This is a genomic window from Acrocarpospora phusangensis (assembly GCF_016862995.1).
Lineage (GTDB): Bacteria > Actinomycetota > Actinomycetes > Streptosporangiales > Streptosporangiaceae > Acrocarpospora > Acrocarpospora phusangensis.
Map to the genome: position 1 here is coordinate 1 of NZ_BOOA01000010.1, position 20959 is coordinate 20959.

At 70.4% G+C, this 20959-nt stretch carries 18 protein-coding genes and 1 pseudogene; 8 read left to right on the top strand and 11 right to left on the bottom strand.

The window, feature by feature from the left end; all coding sequences use genetic code 11:
- A partial coding sequence (locus Aph01nite_RS08285) for a fibronectin type III domain-containing protein (protein WP_204040187.1) occupies window positions 1–2577 on the bottom strand: 2577 nt, incomplete at its 3' end.
- 240 nt (window positions 2578–2817) lie between these two features.
- Between Aph01nite_RS08285 and Aph01nite_RS08290 the strand changes: the two genes are divergently transcribed.
- On the top strand, window positions 2818–4179 hold the full coding sequence (locus Aph01nite_RS08290; protein ID WP_204040188.1) for a DUF4832 domain-containing protein: 1362 nt from the start codon (window positions 2818–2820) through the stop codon (window positions 4177–4179).
- Here Aph01nite_RS08290 and Aph01nite_RS08295 read toward each other — a convergent pair.
- The 4 genes from Aph01nite_RS08295 to Aph01nite_RS08310 are packed head-to-tail and all read right to left on the bottom strand — an operon-like array spanning window position 4166 to window position 8973.
- The gene (locus tag Aph01nite_RS08295; RefSeq protein ID WP_204040189.1) at window positions 4166–4837 is read right to left on the bottom strand and encodes a TetR/AcrR family transcriptional regulator; all 672 of its coding nucleotides are present in this window, start codon (window positions 4835–4837) and stop codon (window positions 4166–4168) included. The genes Aph01nite_RS08290 and Aph01nite_RS08295 overlap by 14 nt on opposite strands.
- Entirely contained in the window at window positions 4776–6578 is a 1803-nt protein-coding gene (locus Aph01nite_RS08300) for an ABC transporter ATP-binding protein (protein WP_204040190.1), read from the bottom strand. The genes Aph01nite_RS08295 and Aph01nite_RS08300 overlap by 62 nt, the downstream gene beginning before the upstream one ends.
- Entirely contained in the window at window positions 6575–8269 is a 1695-nt protein-coding gene (locus Aph01nite_RS08305; protein ID WP_204040191.1) for an ABC transporter ATP-binding protein, read from the bottom strand. The genes Aph01nite_RS08300 and Aph01nite_RS08305 overlap by 4 nt, the downstream gene beginning before the upstream one ends.
- The gene (locus Aph01nite_RS08310) at window positions 8269–8973 is read right to left on the bottom strand and encodes a siderophore-interacting protein (protein WP_204040192.1); all 705 of its coding nucleotides are present in this window, start codon (window positions 8971–8973) and stop codon (window positions 8269–8271) included. The genes Aph01nite_RS08305 and Aph01nite_RS08310 overlap by 1 nt, the downstream gene beginning before the upstream one ends.
- Window positions 8974–9211: 238 nt before the next feature.
- On the opposite strand from Aph01nite_RS08310, the gene Aph01nite_RS08315 reads away from it, so the two are divergent.
- A complete protein-coding gene (locus tag Aph01nite_RS08315) occupies window positions 9212–10087 on the top strand; it encodes an acetate--CoA ligase family protein (protein ID WP_204040193.1) in 876 nt (291 codons plus the stop codon).
- 35 nt (window positions 10088–10122) lie between these two features.
- On the opposite strand, the gene Aph01nite_RS08320 is transcribed toward Aph01nite_RS08315, so the two are convergent.
- The 3 genes from Aph01nite_RS08320 to Aph01nite_RS08330 all read right to left on the bottom strand — a co-directional run bounded on the left by Aph01nite_RS08320 (window position 10123) and on the right by Aph01nite_RS08330 (window position 13994).
- A complete protein-coding gene (locus tag Aph01nite_RS08320; protein WP_204040194.1) occupies window positions 10123–11010 on the bottom strand; it encodes a universal stress protein in 888 nt (295 codons plus the stop codon).
- Between the two features lie 218 nt (window positions 11011–11228).
- Entirely contained in the window at window positions 11229–13337 is a 2109-nt protein-coding gene (locus Aph01nite_RS08325; protein ID WP_204040195.1) for a TerD family protein, read from the bottom strand.
- 60 nt (window positions 13338–13397) lie between these two features.
- Window positions 13398–13994, bottom strand: coding sequence for a helix-turn-helix domain-containing protein (locus Aph01nite_RS08330; protein WP_204040196.1), 597 nt, complete (start codon window positions 13992–13994; stop codon window positions 13398–13400).
- 121 nt (window positions 13995–14115) lie between these two features.
- Between Aph01nite_RS08330 and Aph01nite_RS08335 the strand changes: the two genes are divergently transcribed.
- The 3 genes from Aph01nite_RS08335 (at window position 14116) to Aph01nite_RS08345 (ending at window position 16234) form a co-directional block, all read left to right on the top strand.
- Window positions 14116–14742, top strand: a complete 627-nt coding sequence (locus Aph01nite_RS08335) for a class I SAM-dependent methyltransferase (protein WP_204040197.1) — start codon at window positions 14116–14118, stop codon at window positions 14740–14742.
- 86 nt (window positions 14743–14828) lie between these two features.
- Complete coding sequence (locus Aph01nite_RS08340; RefSeq protein WP_204040198.1) at window positions 14829–15323, top strand: hypothetical protein; 495 nt, start codon at window positions 14829–14831, stop codon at window positions 15321–15323.
- 146 nt (window positions 15324–15469) lie between these two features.
- A complete protein-coding gene (locus Aph01nite_RS08345; RefSeq protein ID WP_204040199.1) occupies window positions 15470–16234 on the top strand; it encodes a DUF5984 family protein in 765 nt (254 codons plus the stop codon).
- 161 nt (window positions 16235–16395) lie between these two features.
- Here Aph01nite_RS08345 and Aph01nite_RS08350 read toward each other — a convergent pair whose 3' ends face one another.
- Complete coding sequence (locus Aph01nite_RS08350) at window positions 16396–17223, bottom strand: hypothetical protein (protein ID WP_204040200.1); 828 nt, start codon at window positions 17221–17223, stop codon at window positions 16396–16398.
- 287 nt (window positions 17224–17510) lie between these two features.
- Here Aph01nite_RS08350 and Aph01nite_RS08355 point away from each other — a divergent pair, with 287 nt between their 5' ends.
- Window positions 17511–18116, top strand: a complete 606-nt coding sequence (locus Aph01nite_RS08355; protein ID WP_204040201.1) for a hypothetical protein — start codon at window positions 17511–17513, stop codon at window positions 18114–18116.
- Window positions 18117–18132: 16 nt separating this feature from the next.
- Here Aph01nite_RS08355 and Aph01nite_RS08360 read toward each other — a convergent pair.
- Window positions 18133–18916: pseudogene (locus Aph01nite_RS08360) on the bottom strand (NADP-dependent oxidoreductase); the annotation flags it as partial.
- Here Aph01nite_RS08360 and Aph01nite_RS08365 point away from each other — a divergent pair.
- Complete coding sequence (locus Aph01nite_RS08365; protein ID WP_373872274.1) at window positions 18846–19181, top strand: putative quinol monooxygenase; 336 nt, start codon at window positions 18846–18848, stop codon at window positions 19179–19181. The pseudogene Aph01nite_RS08360 and the gene Aph01nite_RS08365 overlap by 71 nt on opposite strands.
- Window positions 19182–19193: 12 nt before the next feature.
- Here Aph01nite_RS08365 and Aph01nite_RS08370 read toward each other — a convergent pair whose 3' ends face one another.
- Complete coding sequence (locus Aph01nite_RS08370) at window positions 19194–20420, bottom strand: ROK family protein (RefSeq protein ID WP_204040203.1); 1227 nt, start codon at window positions 20418–20420, stop codon at window positions 19194–19196.
- A 165-nt stretch (window positions 20421–20585) separates the two neighbouring features.
- On the opposite strand from Aph01nite_RS08370, the gene Aph01nite_RS08375 reads away from it, so the two are divergent.
- Window positions 20586–20780 carry a hypothetical protein gene (locus Aph01nite_RS08375; RefSeq protein WP_204040204.1) on the top strand — a complete coding sequence of 65 codons (195 nt, stop codon included), beginning with the start codon at window positions 20586–20588 and terminating at the stop codon, window positions 20778–20780.
- The last annotated feature ends 179 nt before the right edge of the window (window positions 20781–20959 follow it).

A 20959-nucleotide genomic window follows, 5' to 3' on the forward strand; every position in this document is an offset into this window, starting at 1 on the left:
GGCCATGGGGATCCTGACGTCCTGGTAGGACGTGGTGATCACGGGGTGTCCGCCGCCGTCGAGGGTGTAGTCGCCGAACACCTTGGTCGCGCCGCCCAGACCGAGGTTGAAGTGGCTCTGCTCGCCGCCGGAGGCGCCCTTGATCCGGACCACCAGGTGGGTCTTGCCGGTCAGGTCCACCCCGACGTCGCTGCCGAACCAGCCGCAGTTGTTGTAGCGCAGCTGCAACGCCCCGGAGACGACCGTGCCCGAGCCGCCGCCGTCCAGGAAACAGTTCGCGCCGGTCCACCTGCCCAGGTCGTTGAGGTAGGCCGACGGGTAGGCGGGTGATCCGTCGAAGTTGTCCAGCACCAGGCCGGTGACCGGCGGGGCCGGGTCGGTGGTGACCGTCACGGTGTTGCTCGCCGCCGACCGGTTTCCGGCCGCGTCCCTCGCCTTGACCGTGTACGCGTACGCGGTCGACGCGGTGAGGCCGCTGTCGGTGAACGTCGTACCGGACGGCGAGCCGATCAGGACACCGCCGCGGAACACCTCGTACCCGGTGACCCCGACGTTGTCGGCCGCGCCGCTCCAGGACAGGGACACGCTGGTGCTGGTCTTGCCGGTGCTGGCCAGGGTGGGGGCGGTCGGGGCGGCGCAGTCGCCGGCGCAGCCGGTGGTGGTCGCGGACACGCTCGCCGACGGGCCGGAGGCGTTGCCCGCGTTGTCGACGGCGCGTACCGCGTACACGTAGGTGCTGCCGGCGGTCCGGCCGGTGTCGGTGTACGACGTGCCGGTCACCGGCGTCGGGGTGATCTTCGTTCCGTCCCGGTAGACGTCGTAGCCGCGCAGCCCGCTGCCGCCGGTGTCGGTCGCCGCCGACCAGGACAGCGCGACACTGGTGTCGGTGACCCCGGTGACCGCCAGCCCGGTGGGCGTGGAGGGCGCGGCGCAGTCGCCGGCGCAGGTGCCGGAGGTGGAGAGCGGGCCGAGGTTCACCCAGCCGTCGGTGGCCTGGTTGGCGTTGGCGAACGACAGCGGGTACGGCGGGCGGTGCTGGTCGATCACCCAGTCGGTCAGCCGGGACGCCGCGGGGCGGGCGCGCAGCACGGCCGGGGTGACCGCCTCAAGCGGGTTGCGTACCTTCAGGACCAGGCTGTAGTCGCCCGCCGGAACCCCCGCGGTGCTGAGGTTCGCGCTGAAGTTCACCGGCCGCCCGAAGTCGATCCTGGTGGGGTTGCCGGAGACGTTCCAGTCGGGGAAGGCGCGGATCTGCAGCGGCTGCACGCCCCGCAGATCCCAGTCGGTGTCCCAGGTCTTCACCACGGCGCCGGCGCTGTTCTTCAGGCCGAGGACCACGGTCCACGGGTAGTAGAACGGGGCCACGCCGTCGTTCTGCACGGTCACGCCGACCTGGAAGGAACCGGACACGGACGGGTTGAAGTTGGCCTGCGGAATGTGCAGGTTGTAGCCCATCTTCCGGACCCCGGCCGCCACCTTCGGATCGGTGGCGCTGTAGCCGCCCGCGCCCGTCTGGTTGATCATCCAGGTGATGTGGGTGAGCTCGGTGGCGGCCAGCACGTCGTCGACCTGGTTGCCGCCGCCCGGCCAGTTCGTGTACAGGCTGCCCTGGATCTCCGGCCGGGCCTCGCCGCCGATCGACTGCGTGGTCCACCGGTTCTCCAGGTTCCGGTTGAGCAGCAGCTGCGTGAAGGCGTCGTCCCAGCCGCCCATCGACTGCGGCAGCGTCATGCTCTTCAGCTGGCCGCCCCGCCACTCCCGGTACGGCCAGGAGTCGTCGTGGAACCCGATGCCCGGCGAGTCGGCCCCGGCCAGCGGGTAGCGCACCTCCAGCTGGATGTTGTCGAAGGCCGCGTCGTAGGCGTGGATGAGCGTGGTGATGGTGGCGTCGGTGGGCATCAGGTCGGGATAGCCGTCGGCCGGGTCCCGGTCGTACGGCCAGGTGTGCCACTCGCCCCAGAGCCCGACCAGGCCCAGCGACATGAAGCCGAGGCGGGGGTCGGCGGTGCCGCCGGGGCCGGCGTGGTCGTACCGGGCGGCGAAGGCGTTGATGAAGGAGACGAAGGCGGCGATCACGTCGGGATCGTCGTAGTCGGGGCTGACCGTGCCCCACTGGCCGTTGCCGCGCAGCGCCATCTTGCCGGTCAGGCAGGGCGGGATGCCGTTGCCGGGGTGCGTGCCGCTGCCGCCGGGGTACTCGACGTAGAACCGGAAGGCCATCTGGCGGCCCCACACGGCGGCCTCGTCCAGGGCCTTCTCGAAGACGCTCCAGTCGAAGACGGAGCAGCTGGCGGGGTCCTTCATCACCTCGTTGAGCGCGAAGTAGCTCCACATCACGCCGCCGGGGTACTTGCTCGTGTAGTTGTCGCCGGGGAACAGGTAGGGGGCGAAGCCTTTGAGCGGCTGGCCGACCGGGGTGTCCGCGTACGCGTAGGTGTGCGTGGTTCCGGGGGCCGGGCCGGGGCCGGCGGGCGGCCGGGGCGGCGGGCCCGCGGCGGCGGTCGCGGGGGTGACGGGGGTCACGGCGAGGATCGCCGCGGTGAGCATGAGCAGGAGTGTCGAGAGTCTTCGTCTCATGGATCCCCTCCGGGAAAGAGGCGCGGGCGTGGGGGCGCCCGGCGATCCACATGACACCAGAACACTTGCCATACCACAAGACTCAACCTTGCGATAAAGCAATCACGTGACGAGTTTGCTTCCTTTGAACGGACTTATCGGCATAAAACACCCTTCGATATCGCGGCATGACATCTTGCGTTTACTTACGTTCTTCTGCTTTCATGCGCTCGACACCCCCTAACTCCAGGAGACGGTCGAATGACCCGAGCCGTCCGGACCATGCTCGCCATGGCACTCGCCCTCACCGCCGTGACCGCCGCCGCGCCCGCGCCCAGCTGGACGCCGCTCGCCTACCGGCAGGCGCCCGCCGACAACCCGCTCAAGGGCTTCATGCCGTACGCCGGCAGCTACCAGACCTTCCCGCACAGCATGGAGTGGTTCTACCTGCCGCTGCGCGAGGTCATGACCGGCCAGAACACCTTCGACTGGACGCCCTTGGAACGGCGGCTCAACACGATCGCCCGCCGTGGCCACCACGCCGCGTTCCGCGTCTACCTCGACTATCCGGCCAAACCCACCGGCATCCCGCAGTTCCTCCTCGACCAGGGTCTGGCCACCCACGCGTACCCGGACCACGGCAACAACGGCCTCAGCGTCTCCCCCGACTACGGCGACCCCCGCCTGGCCGCCGCCCTCGACCGTTTCATCGCCGCCCTCGGCCGCCGGTACGACGGCGACGACCGGATCGGCTTCATCCAGGTCGGCCTGATCGGCTTCTGGGGCGAATGGCACACCTGGCCGTACGACGGCGGCACCCGCCCCGAGAACTGGATGGCGTCGGACGCGGCCCAGGCGGCGGTCCTGAACCGCTTCGAGTCGTCCTTCAAACGCACCAGGCTGCTGGTCCGCTACCCGTCCGCGCTCAACAAGGACCTGAACATCGGCTACCACGACGACTCGCTGGCCTTCGAGACCCTCCCGCCCACCTCCTGGCACTTCGTCCAGCGCCTGATCGACAACGGCGTCACCGAGAAGTGGCGCGACCAGCCCGTCGGCGGCGAACTCCGTCCCGAAGTCCAGCCCTGCATCTTCGACGCCCCCGTGAGCTGCCCGCAGTACGAGGACTACGCGGAGTCCGTGGCCCAGACCCACGCGTCCTTCCTGCTCAACCAGACTCCGTTCGACGGTTCCGGCTTCACCGGCGACGAATGGTTCCGCGCCGTCGCGGGCTCCCGATCCCTCGGCTACGAACTCACCGTCACCGAGGCGTCCCTGCCGTCCACTCCGGTCCGCGGCCAAGCCAAGATCGCCGTACGGATCGCCAACCGCGGCATCGCGCCCTTCTACTACGACTGGACCCCCGAACTCGCCGCCGTGGACGCCTCCGGCCGTGTCGTCAGCCGCTGGCCGACGCCCTGGTCGATCACCGGCATCCAGCCGGACGCGCCGCCCACCGAACTGACCGCCCACCTCAACCTGAACGGCCTCGGCAGGGGCGACTACGAACTCACCCTGCGCGTCCCGAACCCGCTCCCCCGCGGCAACGACCTGCGTTTCGCCAACACCGCCCAGGACGTGCACTCGGGGCTGCTGACCCTGGGCACGCTCACGGTGCGCTGAGGCGACTGGCGGCGCCGTCCAGGACCAGTGCGAGCTTCTTGCGGAACCAGTCGTACGGTTCGCCGTCGATGGCCTGCCGTACCACGGCGGCGAAGGCGGCGTCCGGCTCGGCGGGTCCGGCCTCCCAGGACGCGCGCATCAGGTCCCGGGCGGTCAGCCCGTCCTCGTCCCTGACCCGGACGAGGCGCTCGCCCGCCGCGTACACGTCGGCGGCCAGGTCCACGAAGGTGTCGACGACGAGCACCGCGTCATCGCCCTCGAACCCGAACCGGGTGAGGGCGTGCGCGGTGCCGTAGAAGACCCGGGTCACGCTCGGCGGCGTACGCGGCAGGTCGCGAATGGCCTCCGCCATGCCGGGGTGGGCGGCGAACAGCCCCCAGACGACGTCGGCCGTCTCCTCCAGGTAGGCCCGCCAGTCCGCGCCTGGCCCCGGCCAGCACGCCCGCTGCACGGCCAGGTCCATGGCCGCGACGACCAGTTCGTCCCTGCCGGACACCCGCCGGTAGAGCGAGGAGTGCCGCACCCCCAGCCGCGCGGCCACCGACACCATGGTCAGGTCACGGAAGCCCACCGCCAGCGCGGCCTCGGCGATGTCGTCAAGGCTGAAACTCGGCCGGCGTCCCGGGCGCGGCCCCGGCCGGAGGGGCGGCGTGCTCATACCCCCTATCTTCCCGCCCCGCCCGCAACCGCCATCCGGCGGCGCGGGCGCGTTTCCGCCAGAACGCGGCATATCTGCCATCCGCCGCCAGCAGCCGGTCATGGTCGCCGATCTCCGCCACGCGCCCGCCGTCCAGCACGACGATCTGGTCGGCGGCCCGCACGGTGGACAGCCGGTGCGCGATCACGACCAGCGTCCTGTCCGCGGTGAGCGCGCGGAGCGCGGCGGTGACGGCGGCCTCGTTGTCCGCGTCCAGGGCCGCGGTGGCCTCGTCGAGCAGCACGATGGGCGCGTCCTTGAGGATCGCCCGCGCGATGGAGACGCGCTGCCGCTCGCCTCCGGACAGGGCGGCGCCGCTCTCGCCGACGCGGGTCGCCCAGCCGTCGGGCAGCCGGGCCACGATCTCATCCACGCGGGCGAGCCCGGCGGCTCGCCTGATCTGCTCGGTGGTCGCGCCGGGGCGGCCGATCGCGATGTTCTCCTCGATGGTCTGGTCGAAGAGGTAGACGTCCTGGAAGACCAGCGAGACCCGGGACATGAGCTCCTCGGTGCCGAGGTCGCGCACGTCGTGGCCGTCCACCAGGACGGCTCCGCCGCCGGCGTCGAAGAAGCGGGCGATCAGCCGGGTGATCGTGGTCTTGCCCGACCCGGAGGGGCCGACCAGCGCGGTCATCGTGCGCGGCGGCACCGTGAAGGAGACCTCCCGCAGCACGGGTGAGCCGCCGTAGCCGAAGTCCACGCGGTCGAACCGGATGGCGGGCGCGTCCGGCACGGTCTCCCGCGCCGGCGTCTCCGGCTCCGGCAGCGGCGGGGTGGCGAGGATCTCCGCGAAGCGGGCCAGGTTGTTGCGGCCCATGCGGAGCGCGCCGCCCAGTTCCGCGGCGAGCATGAGCGGCTCGGTGAACCGGGTGGCCAGGGCGAGCAGCGCGACCAGCACGGCCGGGTCGAGCGATCCGCCGAGCGCCAGGTACGCGCCGAGCCCGATCAACGCGGTGTACACGGTCTGGACGGCCAGCGCGTTCAGGGCCAGCCCGGGGACGACGGAGGTCACCGACCGCCGCCCGGCCCCGTGCTGACGCCGCAAGGCCGTCTCCAGCTCCGCGTGGGCCGCGCCCGTCCGGCCGAAGCCGCGCAGCACCGCCTGCGCCTGGGCGAACTCGACGACCCTGCCGCCGGCCTCGGCCATGGCCGCGTCCACGGCGTGGTCCACCCGCTCGGTCAGGCCCGCCGTGTAGCGGTAGGTCCCGGCCAGCAGCAGCCCGCCGGCCGCCAGCGCCAGGCCGAGCCGCCAGTCGAGGAAGAGCGCGGCCACGACCACGGTGACCGGCGTCAGGAAGGCGGTGACCACCGGCTGGAGCAGGTGCGCGGGCACGCCCATGACCGCGCGCACGCCCTGCACGACCAACCGGCCGATCCGCCCCACCCGGTCGGCCTCGAACCAGCCGAGCGGCAGCGCGGACAGGTGGTCGCCCAGCTGGTGGTAGAGGCTGCGGGACAGGTCGAGCCCCAGTGAGAACCCCTGCACGGCCTGCCGGTACTGCAGGACCGCGCACGCCGCGGCCGCCGCCGCCAGCGCGCCGAGCCACGGCCAGGCCGCCGCGGAATCGCCGGCGAACAGCGCCCGCAGCACCGGCACCAGCAGCACGAACGCGAGCCCCTGCGCCACGGCGAAGGCCGCGAGCGTCACCAGGTAGCCGCGCACCCTGGCCTGCCCGGCCACCGCCGTCAGCTGTCCGATCATCGTGCCTCCTCCAGCGCCGCCGACCGCTCCCAGAGCCGCCGGTACATCCCCGTCTCGGCCATCAGCTCGGCGTGCGTGCCGCGCTGCGCCACCCGTCCCCGGTCCAGGACGACGATCTGGTCGGCGTCCACCACCGTGTCCAGCCGGTGCGCGACGACCAGGACCGTACGCCCCTCGGCCAGGGTGGAGAGCGCGTCCTGGATGGCCGCCTCCGACTCCGGGTCGGCGAACGCGGTGGCCTCGTCGAGCACCAGGACCGGCCGGCCGGCCAGCAGCGCCCTGGCGATGCTGACCCGCTGCGCCTCGCCGCCGGACAGGCCGCCCGCCTCGGCCGCGTACCCGCCGGGCGACGCGAGGATGCGCTCGTGGATCTGGGCGGCCCCGGCGGCGGCGTGGATCTCGGCGTCGGTGGCGCCGGGACGGCCGAGCGCGATGTTGTCCCGGATGCTCATGCGCAGGAGCCGGACGTCCTGGAAGACCGTGGCCACCAGCTCGCCGGGCGGCAGGTCGCGCACGTCGGCGCCGCCGATGCGGACGGCCCCGGCGGTGGGGTCCCAGTAGCGGGGCAGCAGCCGGGCCAAGGTCGACTTGCCCGATCCGGAGGGTCCCACCAGGGCGGTCACCGTCCCCGGCCGCAGCGTCAGGCTGATGTCGCTGAGGACGTCGCGCGCGCCGTCGTAGGAGAAGGAGACCCGGTCGAACTCCACGAGATGCCCGTCCGGCGCGGCCGTCTCCCGCGCGGCGGGCAGTTCCGGCGCGGCGAGCACGCCCGACACCCGGGCCGCCGCCTCGCGGGCCTCCTGCAGCGCGCCCATGCCGAAGCCGAGGGTGAGGAGCGGCTGGCCGAGACCCAGCCCCAGCAGGGTGAAGGGCAGCACGTCGACCGGGTCGAGCGAGCCGGCCGACACCAGCGCCGTCCCGGTGGTCAGCACCACGAGCAGGACGGTCACCGGCATGATCGTGCTCTGCACGGCCGCCTCGATCCGGATCATGGGAGCCACCCAGCTCCGGAACCGGTCGGAGAAGTCGTCCGCGGCCCGCGCGAAGCGCTCGTGGGCCCGCCGGCTCTGGCCGAAGGTCTTCACCACGGCGATCCCGTTCACGAACTCCACCGCCGTGCTGTTGATCCGCTCGGTGGCCTCGTTCATCTCGCCGAGCCTGGCCTGGTAGCCGCGCATCATCAGCGTGTACGCCGTGAGGTACACCGGCAGGGTGGCGACCGTCGCCAGCGCCATCCGCCAGTCCACCCAGAACAGGTAGGCCACCGACGCCAGCGGCGCCACCGCGGCGGAGGTCAGGTCGAGCACGGCGTGGCCGACCAGATGGTGCAGGCTGTGCACATCGTCCTGCACCGCCTTCTTGACCTCGCCGGAGCCGCGGGCCGTGAACCAGCCCAGCGGCACCGCCCCCAGCTTGGCCACGATCCGCCGGCGCAGCCGCAGCTGAAGCCCGACGTCGGCCAGGTGCGTCACCGTGACCGCCGTCCCCGCGGCGAGGGTGCGCACCAGCAGGCCCGCGACGGCGACGCCCACGATCGTCCAGATCCGGCCCGGGTCGGCCTCGCCGAGCAGCTCCCCGGCCAGCTCCGCGACCATCACGTACGGCACCAGCCCCGCCACCGAGGCGACCACCTGCAGCCCGCCCGCCACCCACAGCCGCGCCCGCACCGGAGCGAGCAGCTCCCCCAGCATCACAGGCCCCTCTTCCCGTCGGCCCAGTACGGCTTGGTCACCACGTCCCGGCGCCGCATCCCGACCCGTTCCGCGCAGAGCAGGCCGCGCACCGCCTGGATGGTCCGCGCGTGCCCCGCCAGGTACGCGACGTCCGGCCGTTCGCCCTCCATCTCCGCGACCCAGCCGACCAGCGCCTCCCCCGGCCGGTCCCGCGCGGCGACCACGTGCAGCCGCGGCACCAGTTCCCGCGCCGCCGCCACGTCGGCCGGCGGCACCTCCACCGCTCCGACGGCCCGTGCTCCCGTTCCGAGCCCGGCCGTCAGGGCCTCGAACAGTCCCAGCGCGCTGGCGTCTCCCGCCATGAAGTGCGAGGTCCCCTTGCGTAGCCACGGTTTCGTTCCCGGCCCGAGCACCAGGACCTCGTCCCCGGGCGTGAGCCCGCGTGCCCAGGTGCTGCCCGGACCGCCTCCGTGCAGTTGGAAGAGCACCTCGATCCATCCGGCGTCGTCGTCGAACGCGGCCGTCGTGTAGTGGCGCAGGTCCCGCCGTCCCACCCGGAACTCGATCTCGCAGCCGGGCAGCCAGTTGCGGCCCTTGAGGTCCTCGCCTTCGAACCGGACCCGTACCAGCCCGGGGGAGATCGCCGCCACGGTGGCGGCCACCGCGCGCCGTCCCATCCACCGGGTCATCGGGTCGGCTATCAGGGCGGGCACGGTGGGCATGAAGCACTCCTCGTCACGATTAATTAGGTAAGGCTTACCTATACGCGACAGATTGTCGCAATCGAGTCCGGTGCGTCAAGAGATCGGCGAACAGGCGTCACATATGCCCGGAATGTGTTAGATCGCGACCAAAGTCCTTCCCGGATGGGTCATCCAGCCCTGCCACGCGCGGGCGGGTGGCGGAAACGTCGGCGGCGGAACCCGCTCCCCACATCTGGAGACGCACCATGTCCGAGGAATGCGACGTCCTGCCGGCGAGCATCCAGGCCGGCGACCACGAGGCCGAGCGGTCCCCGCTGGCCGCGATCCTGGCGCCCGCGTCCGTGGCCGTGATCGGCGCGCCTTCGGGGATCGCCGAGGAACCCGCCACGGAGCGGCCGGACTCGCCGTTTCGCCGGAGGAGCGGGCCGCGCGTGACATCGTCGCGGCCGAGCTCGCGATCCGGCCCGAAGGCGGCTGGCTCGATCCGCACACCACCGACCGGCTGCTCCACTGCTTCGGGCTGGCCCTCGCCGAGTCGATCGTGGTCCACGACCCGGACGCCGCAGCCCGAGCCGCGACCGAGGCCGGGCTGCCGGTCGCGCTCAAGGCGACGGGACCACTGCGCAAGACGGACATCCGGGTCGGATTGACCACCCCCGGCCAGGTGCGCGACGCCTACCGCGAGATGGCCGAGCGGAGCGGACCGGCGATGACCGGCGGAATCGTGCGGCGCATGGTCGCCGGCGGCGTCGAAGTCGTCCTCGGCGGCGTGAACTACCCGGCGTTCGGGCCGCTCGTCATGGTCGGCATGGGCGGCGCGACCGCCGACCTGCTCGCCGACCGAAGCTTCCGCGTCCCGCCGCTCACCCCGTCCACCGCCGCCGAGATGATCGCCGACCTCCGCTGCTCCCCTCTGCTGTACGGCTACCGCAACACCCCCCGAGCCGACATCACCGCCCTGACCGGCCAGATCGTGAACGTGGGCCGCCTCCTGGACGCCCTCCCCGAGGTAGCGGAACTCGAGCTCGATCCGGTGCTGGCGATCCCGCACGCGGCCACGACCCTGCACGCCCGCGTCCGCATCGCTCCCGCCGGCCCTCGGCCTTCTCCGTACACCCGCCGCCTGCGGTAGATCCGCCCGGGTCAGACGCTGGGTCAGGCGCTGGGTCAGACGCTGGGCCGTACCACGGCGACCGGGCACGCGGCGTGGTGCAGGATGCCCCGGCTGACCGAGCCGAGCAGGATCGAGCTGATGGCGCCGCGGCCGTGGCAGCCGATCACGAGCAGGTCCGCGCCCTGGGAGGCGTCCACCAGGGCCTCGACCGGGTGCCCGCACCGGACGTCGTCGGTCACCTTGACGTCGGGGTACCGCTCCCGCCACGAGTCGAGCACTCCGGCGATGACCGCGTGCTGGGCGGTGCGGATCTCGTCCATCTCGTAGGTGATCTCAGGCGCGTACGCGTGCACGGGCACCTGCCAGGCGTGCACGGCGCGCAGGCCCGCGCCACGTGCTCTGGCCTGCTCGAACGCGTACGCGATGGCGGGTTCGCAGGCGGACGAGTCGTCGACCCCGACCACGATCTCGCCGGACGGCACCTCCGGCAGGCTCCGGATGACGATCACCGGGCCGGGGGCGTGCCCCGCCACGGTCATGCTGACCGAACCCATCACGGCCCCGGCGAAACCGCCCATGCCGCGCGTGCCGACCACCAGCTCGGCCGCGCCCGCCGCCTGCTCGCGCAGCATCTCGGCGGGCCTGCCCTCGATCATCTGCGTGGTGATCTCGAGGCCGGGCCTGCGGTCCTCCGCCTCGCGCTTGGCGGTCTCCAGGATGCGGGCGGCGCTGCGGGCCAGCTGATCGCCCAGCTCGGGGTCGGGGAACTTCGCGATCTGGTACGGATGCCGGTCCAGGACGTGCACGATCCGCAGCGGCGCCGGGATACGGGCCGCGTCGTCGGCGGCCCACCGCACGGCCGCGAGCGAGGCGGGCGACCCGTCCACCCCTACCACGACATCCCTGGCATCCCTGGCATCTCTGCCGATTGCCTCTTCCATGGCTCCTCCTTCGTCCCCTCAATCGCACTGCGCGGCCCGGCGGCGGCCCAGTGCCGAAGGTCCCGCGAGAGCCGGGTCCAACGGCGGTCGGGAAAAGGAACACCCGCCGGCAGGGCTGCCGGCGGGTGAGAAGAGCTCGGAGGAGAGCGGGAGAACTAATATCTTTCCAAAGAGAAGGGAGAAGGAAGCCCTCCCATGGCCTCGCGGGTCCGACAGTATCAGGCCGGGATCAGTTCGTGCAGGGTGCCGGGCGTGTACGCGCGCGCACCCGCCGGAAGATCCGCCGGGGCCTCCAGCCCGATGAACGTGGCGTGCCCGTTCGCCGTGGCCTTCGCGCGCATCAGCTCGACCAGGTAGCCGACGCGCAGATAGTCACGCTCCACGATCGACCGCACCAGCAGCGACGTCGTCAGCCGGTTGCCTTCGACCTGGTTGTAGAAGGGATCACCCTTCAGATAGAGGTGCAGCCACTTCACCCGCCACGTCCCGTCGTCGCCCCGGAGGAAGACGAGCGGCAGGGCGACCTGGCCGGACCCGCGCAGATCCGACTTCATCCGTACGGTCCGGGCCTCGAACGGGCGGCCCTCCTGCCCGGCGTTCCTGGACATGTAACCGAAGAACGCCTCCGCGGCCTGGTCGAAGGATTCCCCGGTGTAGATGTTGACCTGCGGAATGATGATCGCCTGGTCGGCGTCGGCCAGCCGGATGTCGATGAACTCCGACGCGCCGTCGGCCGCTTCGGTGAGGTCGCCCGAGTACGTCGCGAAGTCGTTGCCGTAGTTCGTCCACGAGATGTGCGTCGGGTCGTCGTAGGAGGGGTCGAGCATGAGCGCTGACAGGTCGTAGTCGGTGCGCCGCGCGGCCTGCCGCCAGTGGACGAAGAACCGGAGCAGTTCCCCGTCCACCTTCGACAGGGAGCCCCGGGGCAGCATGCCGAGTCCGGGCACGACGGCCTTGCCCGACAGCGGCAGGGCCACGTCGAGCACGTCGGGGTCGACGACGAGGTCGCCGGGGTCCGGGAGGCGGCGGGCGATCTCCGCGTCGAGGAGGGCGAGCATCCTGGACGCCACGTCCTCGTCCAGCGGGGTGCGGGATTCGGGGGCGGCCCACGCCCTGCCGTACCGGTTGAGGAAGACGCGATCGGTGGCGGAGGCGGCGAGGCGGTTCTGCAGGTGCTCGCGCAGGGACAGCAGCACGCGGCCCGAGGCCCGTTCGGCGGCCCGCTCCGCCGCGTCCACCACGGCCGACGCGGACGACCCGGTGCGCAGCAGGTGGTCGACGCGGCGCAGCAGCGCGCCGGGCGTCTGCTCCAGCAACTCGACGGCGTCCGCGGTACGCCCGGCCGACAGGGCGGCCTCCACCCGGCTGTCGAAGCTCGCCGCCCGGCGTTCGCCCCTGGCCACCTCGAAGACCTGCGCGGCCCGGGGGAACTGCGGGAACTCGTGAGGATGCAGGCGTTCGCCCAGCCGCTTCCACTGCTCCCGACGGCGGGGCACGTCGCCGAGTTTGGCCGGGGGCAGGCCGTCCAGCGCGGCCAGCAGGGCGCGGCGCTCGGACCGGCGGAAGGAGCGGAATCGGGTGGCCGTGGCGAGCGTGACGTCACCGCCGGCGACCCGGAGCACGTCGGTCACCGTGTCGACGAGCAGCGGAAGACCCTTGGCCAGGCGCACCTGGTTGATGACGGCGCGGTTCTCCCGTACGGGGATGCGCTCCGGCTCGTCGGCGCAGAACGACGCCAGCAGACCCAGCGCTTCCAGGTCCTCGGCCGCGAGCGGCACCTCGGAACCGGCCAGCGACAGGTACAGGTCCCGCGCCTCCGACTCCAGGCTCTCCCCCGCCTCCAGCACGGTCACCCGGTCGGCGGCGAGCGGGATCAGCTCCGCGTGGGCGGCCAGCAGGTCGGCGTAGGTGTGCTGGTAGCGGCCGTACCCGGGCAGGCTCAGCAGGTTCAGCGTCGCCGGCTGGACGCGCGCGGCGGCGACCGGGTCCAGCAGGGCCTCCACCAGCAGGCCGACCCAGAACTCCATGGTGTCCGGCACGTTCGCGGGAAAGTCGATGAAGTACGCGTTGTGCTGCACGTGGTCACCGGCCATCCGGCGAACCGACGCCAGGACCTGGACCCCGAGATCGACCACCGTCTCCCCGGGCAGCGCGGCCAGCCGGTCGAGCAGGGTCGCGGAGCACTTGAACCCCACACTCAACAGCGCGGCGTCCAACTGCCGCGCGGCGACCTCACCCCAGCCCGGTACGGTCTCCGCCGCGTCGGTCTCGGCGTTGAGAGGCACCCGTAAGCGCCTGGCGATGACAAGATCCACCAGAGTGTCCACGGACGCACCTTATAAGCGGACCACTGCCGCGACAGCCGAATAAGCACCCAACAGTCCCTCTTACTCGGCCGGGCCGGGCCTCGGTGCCGCGCGGACATGCGCGCGTTCGCCTTGTTTCCCGATGAGACTCAGGAACTCGACAGGACCGGCACTGGTGGCCCCGAACCAGTGCGGGGTCCGCGTGTCGAACTCCACGGCCTCCCCCGGCTTGAGGATGAGGTCGTGTTCCCCGAGTACGAGGCGGAGGGTTCCGTTGAGAACGTAGGCCCAGTCGTAACCCTCGTGGGTACGCAGGTCGGGTTCGGCGTCGTCGCGTCCGGCCGGGAGGACGAACTTGTAGGCCTGGATTCCTCCCGGTCTGCGGGTAAGCGGCAGGACGACCATGCCGTCACCGCAGGGGATGGGACGCAGGTTGACGCGGGGGTCGCCGGTCGGGGGCGCGTCGACGAGCTCGTCGAGTGTGACCCCGTAGGCGCGGGCGAGTGGCAGCAGCTGTTCGAGCGTGGGACGTCGCAGGCCCGCCTCCAGCCGGGACAGGGTGCTGGTGGAGATGCCGGTCTCCTCCGCGAGGTCGGCGAGCGTGACGTCCCGATGCAACCGAAGGCGCTTCAACCTCGGCCCGACGGCGTCAAGAGTGCGGTCGATGGCTTCATCCACCCTCCTGATTTTGCCATTCGGCAACAAGGTTTGCACATCCGCCTGATCTGTAAGCACCATGTTCAGCGCGTGGTGGTCACCAGCCGCATCGCGCAACGTCTCATAACGAGGAGGACGACCTGTGACGCACGGATTCGACAAGGACTTCTGGGAGCGGCACTGGCAGCAGGCGCAATCGGGGAGCCCTGGATCCATGGGCGGCAACCCGCCCAATCCGTACCTCGCGCGTGAGACCAGCGGTCTGGCACCGGGCACGGCACTGGACGCGGGATGCGGCGGCGGCGCCGAGGCGATCTGGCTCGCCTCCCACGGCTGGCACGTCACCGCAGCCGACATCTCGTCCGAGGCCCTTGCCCGCGCCGCCGAACGCGCGGCGGCGAACGGCAACCCTGAGCACTTGCAGTGGATTGAGGCAGATCTGAGCGTCTGGAACCCGGGCACGCAGTTCGACCTGGTCATGACCCACTACGCCCACCCGGCAATGCCCCAACTGGACTTCTACGACCGCATCGCCGCCTGGGTCGCTCCCGGCGGCACACTCCTCATCGTCGGCCACCTGCACACCCCCGGATCCACCGGACACGACCACCACCCTCCCGCCGAAGCATCGGCCACCCCCGCGACCATCACCGCACGCCTGAACGGCCCGGAGTGGGAAATCATCACCGCCGAGGAGCACCTCCGTACACTCACCGACCGAGCGATCCCCCTCCACGACGTCGTCGTACGCGCCACCCGCCGCCGGTAGTCACGGCGCCTGCGTGCCACGTGATGGCACGCCGTGGAACGCCTGGAGAGTGTCACCACTCTGTCTCCAGACCAAAGGACACGAGCGTGTACGTTCCTCGGATCATCACCGGCGTGCTGGCCGGCGTGGCCCTGGCCGCCTCGGGTGCTGTCTCCACCCCTGCCGTCGCTCTCGCCCCTGCCTCCCCCGTGTACGCCAAGCAGGAGCCCAGCTTCTTGCTCGATGTCGAGATGGGCCCCGCTTGGTCGGCGGGCCGTCGCGCCAAGACCAGCGGCCACCTCGTATTCAGCCGCGAGAAGGAAGGCTCTCCTCTGGTTCTCCGCTTCAGCGGAAAGCTCTGGGACCGTGACCCGGGCAGGCGGTGCGCCTACTTCCAGAGCAAGGTCAAGTTCTCGGGGGTGTGGCAATCCACCAAGTCCTCCAGGAAATGCGGGGGCACCAGCCCGAAAAAGATCGCCTTTCAGCTGGACAGCGGATCCCGGACCTTAGAGGCGTTCACCATTCGAGCCTGCCAGATCGGCAAGAAGGCCACCCGCCCAACCAAGTGCGGCCCCTGGAGCGACGAGTTCTCCGGAACCTGACCGCCGCAGGTTCTATGCCGGGACTGGCGTGCACCCATCTCCGCAGACCAGGTCATACGTCTAATGCCGCTGTCGGGTGAGGAGGAAGTATCGGGCGCACGCGCTCGATCGAAGATGACGCCCGCCGAGCGGCTAGCATGCGTCCGATGATCGAGTTCCGCTTCGCGTTGACACCCCTGGGCCAGGTTTCCCCGTGGGGGGACGAGGTTCGTCGACTGCACTGGTTCGGGCTGACCGATGGCTGGTACTGGATCGAGTTGGACGGGCATGAGTTGCTGCGCTACTCACCGGAAACGCTTCAGCGGTATCGAACCGATCAGCTTCCAGCGCAGCGCCCGTATGTCGACTACTACCTGGCTCGCCTCTGGGAAGACATCACCGACATGACGCCGACTGTGCTCCAGCCGGTGCCGAAGGATCTCCTGGGTTTCGTGGCCGGCGACCCCGACACCTGGCAGCCGGTGGAAAGCGATACGGCCTCCATTGCCGCAGGCTGGCACGATGAACACAGATTGGATCTCGGTTACATCCGGCAACCACCCCGCATCAGGGCTTGGCGTACCTCAAGCGATGATCTCGACACGGTGACGGTGACCTGGCGGCATGACGATGAAGGCAGTATCCGGTTCACGGCCGATCCGACTGGCCGGGTCGTAGTCCCGGCGGAATCGTTCCTCACCGCCGTCCGCCGACTCGACCATGACCTCATGATCGCCATGGAGCGGAGAATCAGAGTCCTGGAGCGGACAGGGCCACCGGACGGTGTTCAACTCGACCTGCGTGCACTGCGAGCCGAGCACCTCGATCGAACGACCTGGCTGGCTCGACGCCTTCAGCGCGAACCGGCGACCGACTGGGCAGCCGTACGCGCCGGCGCGGCAGAGCTACTCGGGGTCTGTAGCGGCTCATAGGGCGTTCGTGTGCGGGACGAGGAGCCGGTCGCGTCTGGCCCATCGATGAGTCGACGGATGGTTTTCGCCGTCCAGCAGCGGTTTCCTTCAAGGGGATGAATCACCTTTGTCTTGTTCGGGGAGGGACACCGCCGACGGATGCCGGGAGACCCTTCTTGCTCTCATCCGGGGCTGTCAGGAGCTTCCCCGGAGCAGTACGGTGCCGCCGAGCGGCTCACCTGTCCGCTCATGTCGACGATGCGTGCCGGACCCGGCCCGGCCTCGGTCGCGCCAATGCGTAGCACGAGATCTTCGTCCAGTTCACCGTTGGGATAACGCACCCAGTGGCGGCCCATGGGATCGGTGATTCTCAGCCGTACGCCGTTGGGGTAGGCCCTCGCCGACCCCAGCACCTGCCCGCTCTGGTCGGTCACCAGGACGCCGCGACCCAGGACGTCCAAACCGCGGGGCATCGTGAAGCGGCTGACGCTACACGGCGGCAGCGCGCCCAGGTCCAGGACCGGCAGCCGCCAACGCTGACGTGGGGAGGGGTTGCGATCTGCGGGCGACGCGGGCGGCCGCAGACGCAGCGCAGAGGACGACTCTGTGACCAGCAGGTCCGGCAGGACGCCCGTCTCCGGCACCTCCAGGGAAGCCAGAATCGGCTCGTAGCCGCTGTTTTGCACCACGATCACCTGACGGTCCGCCCCCGGCTCCTCGCCCCACCAGGTGACCTTGGCCGCGAACGCCGCCCGTCTGCGGTCGAGGTCTTCGTCCCGCTGCTGCCGTTGAAGGAGGAAGGTCAGCACGGATATGGCCAGCGCGGCGAGCGCGGCCAGCCCTGCCGCGACCGTGCCGATCATGGTCCACAGCGGGACCGCCCGCCGCGAACCCGAACGCGGGGCAGTGACGGGCTGGATCGGTGGGACCCGGGCCGGATCGCGCCGGAACAAGCGCGCGGCCACCGCTACGACCACGACAGCGACCGCGATGATTCGGGAGAGCCGCATGGGCAGAGCGTACGTTCCGGGCACCCTTCTCGGCTGCGGAAGATAACCGGGGAGTTCAGGTCACGTTGTGACTTGCCCGAGCTATCACTCGCCGCCCGGGAGCCATCAGACGCCCGTTCAGTATCCGGAACAGTTTTCGATGGCTGATCCTCGGACGATCCCGCTCGTCGGTGGTAGCAGGCGTTCAGACGCTGACGGAAAGAGACTGGCTTGGCGGGAGTCCGGACGCGCGGATGGCGAGTTAGCGTCGAGAGGACGACCCTCCGGGCGATTCTCGTGGAGCAGAGATGAAACTCATCGATATCGCGAGGGCATACGCCGAAGCCGACAACCGGGATGTCCAGGCGACGACGATTCACCTGCACCATTACCTTCTGGCCTGCATGGCCGTGGATACGCGCGCCCGGCGGATGCTGACGGAAAGCGGGTTCACGGTGCGTGAACTCCGCGTGCCGGAACCGCCTGGCAGCGGCAGCTATCGGCTTGCGCCGGACCTCAACCACGCCATCGGCTGGGCCAGGGGCATGCGAGCCGGCCTGGGAGGCGAGGCCGACTGGAGCTTGTGCTTCCTGGTGGGCGGTCTGGCCGGGGACGGCACCGTGGACAGATGGTTGCGCCACCGGGGCGTGGATTTGGACGCCCTGTCCCGACGACTGTCCGAGGAGTTCGGTACGGCGGCCTCGGTATGCGGCACACGACCCCGATACTCCCTGGATCCCCCCATCCGTCTTCCGAAGCCGCAGGCCGAAGCCCTCATGCGCGACCTGCACTCCCGCGGCCTGAAATTCATGATGAACCACCATGACGACGGCACCATAGTGATCATCCCGGAGGAGGAACGGTCTGCCGATGCGCCGCACGACCTCGGAGCCCGCGACCAGCAACCCGGTTGACGACAGCGAATCGAACTCAGGGTGATTCGGGCTGCACAGTGAGCACGATCTTGCCGGTGGTGTGGCCCGTCTCGCCTCGCTCGTGTGCTTTGGCCACCTCTTCCAGCGGCAGCACCGTGTCGATCTTGGCGCGCAGTCTGCCCTCCTCGACCAGCGCGGCGATCGCCTTCATGCCGGCGTGGTCCGGCTCCACCAGCATGGACTCCGCGCGGATGCCCAGTTCCTCGGCCTGGGCGGTGAGCCCTTCGGCCAGATTGGACAGCACGAGCGACACGATGACACCGCCTTTCCGCAGGGTACGCAGCGAGCGCGGCCCGTAGTCGCCACCCATCGTGTCGATCACCACGTCGACGTCTCCGACCACCTCGGCGAAGTCCACGCTCCGGTAGTCGACGAGTTCGTCCGCTCCCAGGTCGCGCAGAAACTCGTGCTTGGCGGCGCTTGCCGTACCGGTGACGTGGGCTCCGAGGGCTTTGGCCAGTTGTACCGCGAGGTGGCCGACTCCGCCGGCGGCGGCGTGGATGAGTACCCGCTGTCCGGCCTCCACTCCCGCGGTGTCCACCAGCGCCTGCCACGCGGACGAACGTACGGGCGGGTGCGGCGACGTATTCGGCGAATGCGCCGTGGCCGTACGGATAACGCAGCATGCCGAATACCTTGTCGCCCGGCTTGTAGAGCGCCGTCCCGATTCCCACGGACTCGACCACACCGGAGACGTCCCATCCGAGGATGAACGGAGGCAGACCCAGTAGGCCGCCCGTGGCGCGATGCTTCCAGTCTGTCGGGTTGACCCCGGCCGAGCACCGTGACGACTTCGTCCGGGCGGCCAGGAAGACCGGGCGTGAGTCCGTCGCGAATGAGCCCGGCTCGTACCGGTTCGAAGTCATCGCGGATGAGACGGACCCGGACCTCTTCTACCTGAACGAGGTGTACGCGGACCTCGACGCGTTCAACACGCACGCCGACGGCCCCTACTTCAGCGCCTTCTTCGCCGAAGCCAGTGCGTACGCCGAGGGTCCGAAGTGGCTGATGAGAGGAACCCTCGTCGGCGACGGCGTCGCCTAGGCAGCGCTTCGATCAGGATGAGTACACGTGGTCGCTGATGAGGCGGGCCGCGCCCACCACGCCCGCGATGTCCTCCAGTTCGGACAGGACGATGGGCAGGTTTCCGGTGGCCAGCGGCAGCGACCGCCGGTAGACGACGCTCCGGATCTCGGCCAGCAGGACGTGGCCCAGCCGGGCGACGCCGCCCGCGATGATCACGAGGCCGGGGTTGAAGAAGCTGACGAGCCCGGCGAGGACCTGGCCGACGCGGCGGCCGCCGTCCCTGATCAGTTTGATGGCCACCGGGTCGCCCTGGGCGGCGGCGATGGCGACGTCCTCGGCGGAGAGTGACCCGGCGGCGGCCAGGCGTTCGGCCAGGTAGGGGGACGTCCCGCTGCGTGCGGCGGATTCCGCCTGGGCGGCCAGGGCGGAACCGCCGAAGTAGGCCTCCAGGCAGCCGTTGTTGCCGCACGGGCACAGCGGGCCGTTCTCGTCGACTCTCATGTGGCCGATGTCTCCGGCGCTGCCGGACACCCCACGGTAGATTTTGCCGTCCACCACGATGCCGCAGCCGACACCTGTGCCGATCTTGACGAGCAGGAAGTCGTTGACCTGGCGGGCCACACCGGCGTGCAGTTCCCCGAGAGCCATGATGTTGACGTCGTTGTCGAGCATCGCCGGGCAGCCGAGCTCCTGGCTGATCGTCTCCCGCAGCGGATAACGGTTCCAACCGGGCATGATCGGCGGCACGACCGGTACGCCCTCGGCGAAGCTCACCGGCCCCGGCACGCCGATGCCGGCACCGTTGAGCTGCGTGTAGAGCCCCTGTTCCCGGAGTTTGCCGACGAGGTCGAGCACCCGGCCGAGCACCGGGGCCGGGCCGGTTCGTATGTCACACGGCTCGCTCACGTGGCCGAGCACGTTGAGTTCGCCGTCGGTGATGGCCACGTCGACCGAGGTCGCGCCGATGTCGATGCCCGCGAACCGGGTGGCGCTCGACAACCGGACGCGGCCGGAACGGCGTCCGCCCCGCGACTCGGCGAGGCCGTCGGATTCGACCAGGCCCAGGTCGACCAGGCGGTCGAGGGCGGCGTTGAGCTTCGAGCGCGACATCCGCCAGTTGAAGGTGCCATAAGCGTGGCCGGACGGCGCGGCGGCGTCGGAGGTGAGGTCGTTGAGTTCGGCCCGCGACCGGGGTCCCTCCCGCAGGAGGCGCAGCAGGGCGGCCTGGTGCGGGTTCTCCGGCCGGTTGGTCTTCACGTGGAGACGTTATCTCGCTGCACAATGACCGAGGAAGGGCCACTTTTGTCCAAAAGTACGAAACTCAAGTTAGATCAGTCGTAACATCTGGACACTTCTCCTGAAACAATTTACTCTTCGATCGCTAACGAAGCCCGGATGGCCCCAAAGCGCGGGGAGGTGGCGGTGCGAGCACAACACCGGCTCCTGCGTCCACTCCGCGACCGCGTCCAGGCAGAACCACACGATCGCGTCTGCTTCGAAGCGCTCGAACGCGACGGCCGCCTCCCGGAGCGGCGACGTGCCCGCCGGCCTGACGGCTTCATCGACCTCTCGGCAATCGTCATCACCGGCGACCACGCCCCCGCCGAGTCGTCATGACGACCGAATCGCCATCACCCCCCAGCCCCGGAGGTCGCCCATACCCGAGGAGATAAGCCGGTCGGCAGGCCGGTGCGCCGACCGGCCTGCCGGCCCCACCCGCTCACCATCCGATGAGGGTCCACGAGGCCGCTCCTGCCAGCAGGGCCGATGAGACACACGCCGACCGTCGCATCGAC